Raw genomic sequence first — 7,137 nt, forward strand, 5'->3', positions numbered from 1 at the left:
CTCAGTAGCGTGTAAAGAAGGCATGTGTTTTGGCTTCTTTCTGGTATTGGCAACGTGAAAGCTCACCGCAGACCAGGGGCAAGTCAAAAAAGAGCAGCGTGTCATGCGCTGCTCTTTTTTATTGTTATCAGGCAAATAGCTGTTGCAGGCCTAGGCCGGGGTCATCCTGGCGCATAAAGGCTTCGCCCACCAAGAAGGTGTGTACGGCATGGTCACGCATCTTTTGTACGTCTGCTGGCTGGATGATGCCGCTCTCGGTGACGGCGATACGGTCCTTACCGATTTCCGGTAGCAGGCGCAGTGTGGTGTCCAGGCTCACTTCAAAGGTGCGCAGGTTACGGTTGTTCACGCCTACCAGTGGTGTGTTGAGCTGCAAGGCTGCTTCCAGTTCGTACTCGTCATGCACCTCTACCAGTACGGCCATGCCCAGTTCTTGCGCCAGCGCTTCGAAGTCGCGCATTTGCGGCAAGCTTAAGCAGGCGGCAATCAGCAGGATGCAGTCGGCGCCAATGGCGCGCGCTTCGTAGATCTGGTACTCGTCCACCATGAAGTCCTTGCGCAGCACCGGTAGCTGGCAGGCGGCACGTGCGGCCTGCAGGTAGTCTTCATGGCCCTGGAAGTACTGCGCATCGGTCAGCACGGACAGGCAGGCGGCGCCGGCTTGCTCGTAGCTTTGCGCAATCTGGTCAGGGTTGAAGTCGGCACGGATCACGCCTTTGCTGGGGCTGGCTTTTTTGGCCTCGGCAATCACGGCGGCCTGGCTGGCCGCGTGTTTGGCGCGGATGGCAGCGACAAAATCGCGCTGGTCGCCGTGGCGGCCTTCGGCGTCGGCGCGCAAGCTGGCCAGGGAGCGTTGCGGGCGGCGCTGGGCAATTTCTTCTACCTTGGTGGCACAGATTTTTTTCAGAATGTCAGACATGGTGCGAGGGCTTTCTGCTGTGCGCTTGGGCGCGCTGGTATGAATCGAAAAATGCTAACAGACGCTGGGGTAGCCACGCTAGTGTGCCGGGGAAGGGCCCGCTGACAAAACCGACGTGGCCGCCTTCGGCTGGCTGCTCCAGGCATACCGCCGGGCTGACATCGGCCGGGCCGGGCAGGGCGTGTGGCGGCAGGAAGGGGTCGTTGATCGCGTTCAGTACCAGGGTTGGCCGCATGATCTGCTTGAGCAGCAGTTTGCTGCTGGCGCGGGCCCAGTAGTCCTGCACGTTGCGGTAGCCATGCAGGGGTGCTGTGACCAGATTATCGAATTCGCCAAAGGTGCGGGCGCGCTGCACGGCACGGCGGTCGAACAGGCCTGGGTGGTGCTGTAGCTGGGCCAGTGACTTGGGCTTGAGCGTATTCATGAACATGCGCGTATACAGCAAGCGGCCCACGCCGTGATCCAGGCGTGTGCTGGCAGCGGCCAGGTCTAGCGGTGCCGAGATGGCCGCTGCGGCCAGCGGGATGGCCTGGCTGCCTTGTTCGCCCATATGCCGTAGCAGCATATTGCCGCCTAATGACACGCCTGCGGCGAATAGCTGCGGGTTTTCTGCGGCCAACTTGCGGCAGATCCAGCCGATTTCCGCGGCATCGCCCGCGTGGTAAGCGCGTGGCAGGGTATTTTCTATGCCGCCGCAGCCGCGAAAGTGTGGCACAGCGCCGTGCCAGCCGCGCGCTTGCAGCGCGCGCATCAGGGCAATGGCGTAGTGGCTGTGGCTGCTGCCTTCCAGGCCATGAAACAGCACCACCAATGGTTGGTCGGCTTGGCCGTCAATGCGGTCTACGGCGATCTGGCCGCCATCCGGTGTGGCCCATAGCTCGCGGCGATAGGCGGGTGGTGCCTGCTTCAGCATGAGGGCAGGCCAGATGGTCTGGGCGTGGCTGCCGGGCAGCCAGCGGGGGGCTTGGTACGGGGTCACGCTACGGGCTTGATGGCGGACTTGGGTCGGAATGCTTTGACTACTTTTTCGCGTGTTTCTACGTAGGGGGCGCCGATCAGGTCCAGGCAGTAGGGCACGGCGGCAAAAATGCCAGGCACGGTGACGACGCCGTCTTCGCGCAGGCCTTCCAGTGTTTCGCGGATAGCCTTGGGCTGGCCGGGCAGGTTCAGGATCAGGCTTTGTTTGCGGATGACGCCTACCTGGCGTGACAGGATAGCGGTGGGCACGAATTTCAGGCTGATCTGGCGCATCTGCTCGCCAAAGCCGGGCATGACACGGTCGGCTACCGCCAGCGTGGCTTCCGGTGTCACGTCGCGCAGGGCGGGGCCAGTGCCACCGGTGGTAAGCACCAGGTGGCAGCCTTGCTCGTCTACCAGCTGGCGCAGCGTGGCTTCGATGGTGGCTTGTTCGTCCGGAATCAGGCGGGTGGTGGTTTCGAAAGGGCTGCGGATGCACAGGCTAAGCCAGTCCACCAGCGCAGGAATGCCCTTGTCTTCGTACACGCCTTGGCTGGCGCGGTCGGAGATGGATACCAGCCCGATTTTCAGACTCATGCCTCGTCGTCCTGTTCGATAGCGTCTTCTGGGGCATTCTTCTGGCGGCCTTGTTCCGGGATCAGCTCTTTGATCATCTGGAACAGCAGGCGGGTTGCCTTCGGCGGCTTGGCTTCATCGCGCTCTTTGCGTGCGTTGCGTACGGTGGTGCGCAGCTGCTGTACGTCGACTTCGGCAAAATCGTCGATGAAGATCTGCACGTTCTTGTCGTCTTCCAGCAGGCGTTCGCGCCAGCGCTCGACCAGGTGCAGCCAGCGGGTGTGGGTGCTGGAGTCGCCACGTAGTGCGGCCAACTTTTGCTCGATCGGCTCCGGGTCGATATCGCGCATCAGTTTGCCGATGTATTGCAGCTGGCGGCGTCTGGCACCGTTGGCGTTAAAGCGCTGGTAGTCCAGCACGGCAGCCAGCAGGGTGTCGTCCAGCTCCATCTTTTTCAGTTTGGCGGCAGGCAGCTCGGTGAGCGCGCGGCCAATGTTCTGTAGCGCATCCATGTCGCGTTTGAGCTGGGATTTGCTGGGGGGCAGGCCATTATTGCTGCCATTGTTAAAAACGTTCGACATTCGCTAAGACTTGATTAAGGTTTCAAGCTGGTATGATACCGGAAAAGAACCCGTCACGGCCGACTGGTGTGTGCTCCCGTCGTGCCTTATCACTAGAGAAAACCCTATGGCAGAGCAGATTTTTTCGTATACCGAGGCCGCACTCGAGGCCATTGCTGCCCGTATGCTGGCGCTGGCCCAGGCTGGCGGCGCTACCGCAGCTGAAACCGATGTCTCCGAGGGCTGCGGGCAGAATGTGTCGGTACGCCTGGGCGAAGTGGAAACCATCGAATATAACCGCGACAAAGGCGTGTCGCTGACGGTGTATCTGGGCCAGAAAAAAGGCCACGCCAGCACTTCTGATTTTTCTGACAAGGCGCTGGCAGATACGGCCGCTGCCGCCCTGAATATTGCGCGCTATACCGCCGAAGACGACTGCGCTGGCCTGGCAGACCCGGCTTTGCTACTGAAAGCCGGCAATCGCCGTGATCTGGACCTGTACCACCCTTGGGATTTGCCGGTAGAGCAGGCTATTGCGCTGGCGCGCCAGTGCGAGGACGTGGCGCGTGGCGTGGATGCGCGCATCAGCAACTCGGAAGGTGGCACCGTGGCTACGCACGCTACGCGCCACTGCTATGCCAATAGCCATGGTTACAGCGGCAGCCTGACGACCTCACGCCATAGCCTGTCTGCGTCGGTGGTGGCATCGGGTGCCAACAGCATGCAGCGCGACTACTGGTACAGCACGGCCCGCCATGCGGCGGATCTGCTGTCGGCAGAAGAGGTTGGCCGCATCGCCGGCGAGCGCGCCGTGCGCCGCCTGGATGGCCGCCGGGTGAAAACCGGCCAGTACCCGGTGCTGTTCGAGGCGCCGGTGGCCGGCGGCTTGCTCAGCCACCTGGTGCAGGCGGTAAGCGGTGGCAGCCTGTACCGTAAATCCAGCTTCCTGCTGGACAGCCTGGGCCAGCAGGTGGCCGCGCCATTGTTGAACATCAGCGAAGACCCGTTTGTGCTGCGCGGCCTGGCCAGTGGCTGCGCCGACGACGAAGGGGTGGCTACCAGCGCGCGCCAGTTTGTGCAGGGTGGTGTATTGCAAGGCTATTTCCTGGGCAGCTACTCGGCCCGCAAGCTGGGTATGCAAAGCACCGGCCACGCAGGCGGTGCGCATAACCTGGTCGTCCAGCCTACCTTGACCGGGGGTCTGTCTGCTTTGCTGGCACGCATGGGTACCGGCCTACTGGTGACCGAGCTGATGGGGCAGGGTATCAATATGGTCACCGGCGATTACTCGCGCGGTGCCAGTGGTTTCTGGGTAGAAAACGGCGTGATTGCCTACCCGGTAGAGGAGCTGACCATTGCCGGCAACCTGCGCGACATGCTGCAGGGCATCGATGCCATTGGTGACGATATCGACTATCGTGGCAGCCGCCACATGGGCTCGGTACTGCTGGGCAATATGATGGTAGCGGGCGAGGCGTGACGCCAGGCTACTGGCCGCAGGCCTGCGCCGAGCTGTCACAGCGCAGCCCGGCGCTGTCTGCCCTGATTGCACAGTACCCCGTTAGCGTGCTGAAAACACGGGGCGAGCCCTTCGAGACGCTGCTGCGCGCCATTGTCGGGCAGCAGATTTCCATTGCCGCAGCCGATGCCATCTGGGCCAGGTTGGCCGCACTCCTCGACACTACCAGCCCGCTGGCCGTGGTGGCTGCCCAGCCCGATGCGCTGCGGGCGGTGGGGTTTTCACTGCGCAAGGTGGAGTACGCTCAGGATCTGGCGCGGCATTTTCTGGATGGCCGCATCGATCCGGCGCGTTTTGATGCGCTGGACGACGAGACTATCATCCGCGAGCTGGTGGCCGTGCGCGGCATAGGCCGCTGGACCGCCGAAATGTACCTGATCTTCAACCTGTGCCGCCCGGATGTCTGGCCGGTAGATGATATCGGCCTGCAAAAAGCGCTGGTGGTCATTCACGGCTTGCCGGCGCGCCCGGCATTGGCCGAGCTGCGGCAGATGGGTGAGGCCTTTCGCCCGTGGCGCAGCGTGGCCACCTGGTATTTGTGGCGCATGCTGGACCCGGTAGAGGTGCAGTACTAGCGCACAAACGCTGCCGTATCGCTGCCGGTGTTCCATACTCAAAGCAAAACAGGGAGCGAGAGATGGACAAGCCTATCGTCGGGCTGGTGCTGGCAGGTGGCGGCGCACGGGCAGCCTATCAAGTGGGGGTGTTGATGGCGGTGGCGCACATGTTGCCGCGTGATCACGGCAACCCGTTTCCCATCATTAGCGGCACCTCGGCCGGCGCCATTAATGCGGTAGGGTTGGCCGCAGGGTCGATGCACTTCCGCCGCGCCACGGCGTTTCTGGCCAAGATGTGGAAAGGCCTACATGTTAGCCAGGTGTACCGGGCGGATTGGCCTTACTTTGCACGCGCTTTTCTGGCGTGGGGGGGCTCGGTACTTACCGGCGGCAAGCTGGTGCACAACCCGGCTAGCCTGCTGGACAACAGCCCGCTGCGCGAGCTGCTCAGCCAGGCGGTGAATTTTGATGGCGTATCGCGTGCGGTGCAAAGCGGCGATCTGCGTGCGCTATCGCTGACGGCGTCCTGCTACACCACCGGGCAATCGGTCAGCTTTTTTGAAGGGCGCGATGATATCGACGAGTGGCACCGCTACCAGCGTTTGGGCGTGCGCGAGTCTATCGGGGTGGACCATCTGATGGCTACCTCCGCCATCCCCATGGTTTTTCCTGCTGCCACCATTAATGGCCGTTTTTATTGCGATGGCGCTATCCGCCAGATGGCGCCGCTATCACCCGCTTTGCACCTGGGCGCGGAGAAGCTCTTTGTCATTAACTTGAATACCGAACACCGGCCACGGTCAGAGCGCCGCCTGGCGGGCGATCGCCCCTCTCTGGCCATGGTCTTTGGCCATTTGCTCAACAGCATCTTTTTTGACAGTATGGCCACCGATATGGAGCGCCTTAGCCGGGTGAATCATACAATCTCGTTGCTGGACGAGCAGGTGCGTTGCAGTGGCCGCACGGCGCTCAAGCGGGTGGAGGTGCTGAACATCTCGCCTAGCGTGTCGCTGGAAGCCATTGCCTTCAAGCACGTGAAAAAATTTCCGCCGGCCATGCGTTTTCTCATGCGGGGTGCGGGTGCCATGCGCCAGCGCGGCTCGGTGTTGGCGAGCTATCTGCTGTTTGACCCGGCATATGGCAAGGAGCTGATTGACCTGGGCTACAAAGATGCCATGGCCAGGCAGGACGAAATACTGAATTTTCTACAAAAAACATAGTCTGCTACGGTGCGGGTGTTTGGCGCCGCTATTTTAAGGGGGTTGTAATGCGTTTATCCAGACGGCAGGGTTTTGCCGCTATCGCGGCCGTGTGTGCCGCATCCATGGGCTTTGCCTTGTATGCCCAGCACGGCATGGGCCTGGAGCCCTGCCCATTGTGTGTTTTTCAGCGCGTGGGGGTTATTTCTACCGGTGTATTGGCCGGGTTGTTTGCCCTGGTGAACCCGCAAAGGTTGGCCGCAAAGCTTGCTGCTTCGCTGGTGGCGCTAGCTGCATTGGCGGGCGGTGCGGTGGCAGCATGGCATGTGTACCTGCAGCATCTGCCAAAAGACCAAGTGCCGGCATGCGGGCCGGGGCTGGATTTCATGCTGGAAACCCTGCCGCTTACCCAGGTGCTGAATACCGTGTTCAAAGGCAGTGGTGAATGCGCCGAGCTGGGCTGGACCTTTCTTGGCCAGTCCATGCCGGTGTGGACCGGCCTTTTGTTTGTTGTGCTGATCTCGATGGCGCTGTGGAATGGCTGGCGCAAAGCCTGATCCGGTTTGATATCGCAACACAAGCATAGCCAGCCCTGCGTGGGCTGGCTTTTTTATGTGCTGCGTTTGGTGGTGGGGTAGGGCTGAAATGAAAAAAGCCTTCCATGAGGAAGGCTTTTGAATGGTTGGCGGAGCGGACGGGACTCGAACCCGCGACCCCCGGCGTGACAGGCCGGTATTCTAACCAACTGAACTACCGCTCCAACCGTAAAACTTGGTGGGCGTTGACGGAGTCGAACCGCCGACATTCTGCTTGTAAGGCAGACGCTCTACCAACTGAGCTAAACGCCCGA

General features: G+C 61.4%; 8 protein-coding genes and 2 tRNA genes. 4 read left to right on the forward strand and 6 right to left on the reverse strand.

The genetic code is table 11. From position 1 onward, the window contains the following. Positions 1–127: 127 nt before the first annotated feature. From trpC to yjgA, 4 genes are read right to left on the reverse strand one after another with little or no spacing between them, the layout of a single operon-like run. Positions 128–919: an indole-3-glycerol phosphate synthase TrpC gene (trpC, locus tag FLQ44_RS02765; RefSeq protein WP_147692949.1), complete on the reverse strand. Its 792-nt coding sequence runs from the start codon at positions 917–919 to the stop codon at positions 128–130. Further along, complete coding sequence (locus FLQ44_RS02770; RefSeq protein WP_147692950.1) at positions 912–1,898, reverse strand: YheT family hydrolase; 987 nt, start codon at positions 1,896–1,898, stop codon at positions 912–914. Before FLQ44_RS02770 ends, trpC begins: the two co-directional genes overlap by 8 nt. Beyond that, complete coding sequence (gene mog / locus FLQ44_RS02775; protein WP_147692951.1) at positions 1,895–2,473, reverse strand: molybdopterin adenylyltransferase; 579 nt, start codon at positions 2,471–2,473, stop codon at positions 1,895–1,897. The genes FLQ44_RS02770 and mog overlap by 4 nt, the downstream gene beginning before the upstream one ends. Further along, a complete protein-coding gene (gene yjgA, locus FLQ44_RS02780; protein ID WP_147692952.1) occupies positions 2,470–3,033 on the reverse strand; it encodes a ribosome biogenesis factor YjgA in 564 nt (187 codons plus the stop codon). Before yjgA ends, mog begins: the two co-directional genes overlap by 4 nt. 106 nt (positions 3,034–3,139) lie before the next feature. Between yjgA and pmbA the strand changes: the two genes are divergently transcribed. The 4 genes from pmbA (at position 3,140) to FLQ44_RS02800 (ending at position 6,844) form a co-directional block, all read left to right on the forward strand. Then, positions 3,140–4,492, forward strand: a complete 1,353-nt coding sequence (pmbA, locus tag FLQ44_RS02785; RefSeq protein ID WP_147692953.1) for a metalloprotease PmbA — start codon at positions 3,140–3,142, stop codon at positions 4,490–4,492. After that, positions 4,489–5,106, forward strand: coding sequence for a DNA-3-methyladenine glycosylase family protein (locus FLQ44_RS02790; RefSeq protein ID WP_147692954.1), 618 nt, complete (start codon positions 4,489–4,491; stop codon positions 5,104–5,106). Before pmbA ends, FLQ44_RS02790 begins: the two co-directional genes overlap by 4 nt. A 62-nt stretch (positions 5,107–5,168) precedes the next feature. After that, positions 5,169–6,308: a patatin-like phospholipase family protein gene (locus FLQ44_RS02795; protein ID WP_147692955.1), complete on the forward strand. Its 1,140-nt coding sequence runs from the start codon at positions 5,169–5,171 to the stop codon at positions 6,306–6,308. Positions 6,309–6,355: 47 nt separating this feature from the next. Next, positions 6,356–6,844 (forward strand): disulfide bond formation protein B, encoded by a 489-nt coding sequence (locus FLQ44_RS02800; protein ID WP_147692956.1) that lies wholly within the window; start codon positions 6,356–6,358, stop codon positions 6,842–6,844. A gap of 126 nt (positions 6,845–6,970) precedes the next feature. On the opposite strand, the gene FLQ44_RS02805 is transcribed toward FLQ44_RS02800, so the two are convergent. Next, a tRNA-Asp gene (locus tag FLQ44_RS02805) sits at positions 6,971–7,047 on the reverse strand. A gap of 12 nt (positions 7,048–7,059) precedes the next feature. Next, positions 7,060–7,135: transfer RNA gene (locus FLQ44_RS02810), tRNA-Val, on the reverse strand. Between the last annotated feature and the right edge of the window lie 2 nt (positions 7,136–7,137).

Source organism: Vogesella mureinivorans (assembly GCF_007644035.1).
GTDB lineage: Bacteria > Pseudomonadota > Gammaproteobacteria > Burkholderiales > Chromobacteriaceae > Vogesella > Vogesella mureinivorans.

Coding starts and splice junctions, on each gene's coding strand:
- mog (WP_147692951.1), bottom strand. CDS start 2,473: ATGAGTCTGAAAATCGGGCTGGTATCCATCTCCGACCGCGCCAGCCAA.
- pmbA (WP_147692953.1), top strand. CDS start 3,140: ATGGCAGAGCAGATTTTTTCGTATACCGAGGCCGCACTCGAGGCCATT.
- trpC (WP_147692949.1), bottom strand. CDS start 919: ATGTCTGACATTCTGAAAAAAATCTGTGCCACCAAGGTAGAAGAAATT.
- yjgA (WP_147692952.1), bottom strand. CDS start 3,033: ATGTCGAACGTTTTTAACAATGGCAGCAATAATGGCCTGCCCCCCAGC.
- FLQ44_RS02795 (WP_147692955.1), top strand. CDS start 5,169: ATGGACAAGCCTATCGTCGGGCTGGTGCTGGCAGGTGGCGGCGCACGG.
- FLQ44_RS02800 (WP_147692956.1), top strand. CDS start 6,356: ATGCGTTTATCCAGACGGCAGGGTTTTGCCGCTATCGCGGCCGTGTGT.